A 500-nucleotide genomic window follows, 5' to 3' on the forward strand; every position below is an offset into this window, starting at 1 on the left:
TGCCCTCTTCCGCTTAGTAACTTGCTACTTAAGCCTTACAGGCTTTCAGTAAAGGTACGAGCGATAACGTCGCGCTGCTGTTCCGGAGTCAGAGAGTTAAAGCGAACTGCATAACCTGATACACGGATGGTCAGCTGCGGATATTTTTCCGGATGCTTAACTGCATCTTCCAGAGTTTCACGACGCAGAACGTTAACGTTCAGGTGTTGACCACCTTCAACGCGAACTTCTGGTTTCACTTCTACTGGAACTTCACGGTATTCAATGTCACCCAGTTTGCTTACTGCAACCACTTCATCTTCTGCATAACCTGCTTTTGCAACGATGCAACGCGCTTCGCCTTTTTCGCTGTCCAGCAGCCAGAAAGAGTTCAGCAGATCGTCGTTAGCGGCTTTAGTAATCTGGATACCTGTAATCATGTGATGCCTCCCCGGCAAAATTATTTGATTTATTCAGCCTGTCGCGGCCAATTGGTAAAACCATTGTTGCTTGAGTGTATA

At 46.8% G+C, this 500-nt stretch carries 1 protein-coding gene; it reads right to left on the reverse strand.

Going from position 1 to position 500, the window contains the following annotated elements; all coding sequences use genetic code 11:
- Positions 1-35 precede the first annotated feature (35 nt).
- Positions 36-419: an autonomous glycyl radical cofactor GrcA gene (grcA, locus tag EO083_RS09775; protein WP_000627807.1), complete on the reverse strand. Its 384-nt coding sequence runs from the start codon at positions 417-419 to the stop codon at positions 36-38.
- Positions 420-500: the final 81 nt, after the last annotated feature.

This window comes from Thermosipho globiformans (assembly GCF_003990895.1).
GTDB classification, from domain to species: Bacteria; Thermotogota; Thermotogae; order Thermotogales; family Fervidobacteriaceae; genus Thermosipho; species Thermosipho japonicus.

What these genes read in the sequence shown, in the direction of transcription:
- grcA (WP_000627807.1), bottom strand. Translation starts at nt 419, where the DNA reads ATGATTACAGGTATCCAGATTACTAAAGCCGCTAACGACGATCTGCTG.